1 protein-coding gene is annotated in these 211 nt (G+C 39.3%); it reads right to left on the bottom strand.

What is annotated here, in order from left to right; translation table 11 throughout:
• Positions 1–211: hypothetical protein (locus H5185_RS22710; RefSeq protein ID WP_182743403.1), on the bottom strand; the 211-nt coding region annotated here is incomplete at both ends.

Here is a 211-nt window from a genome sequence, read left to right as displayed (position 1 = left end):
TCATTAAGACGCTTCTTACTTCGAGATAGTCGCCCATTAACTTGATTTAGATAATCTCGTAAGTTAACCAACTCAGTTGATGCACACACAATATCAGTATTAAAATCAGGTGAATCAAGGTTTTTGGCGGCTTGGCTTAATTGGCTCAATGGCCGAATAAGCAAATAGTGCAACATCACGCAAAATAACGACAGTAACAAAGCGCCAATGC

Origin of the sequence: Shewanella sp. SG44-6 (genome assembly GCF_014164185.1) — a bacterium.
Taxonomy (GTDB): domain Bacteria; phylum Pseudomonadota; class Gammaproteobacteria; order Enterobacterales; family Shewanellaceae; genus Shewanella; species Shewanella vesiculosa.
Note: the sequence above shows the minus strand (reverse complement) of the source record. Positions and strands in the feature narration are given on the sequence as shown.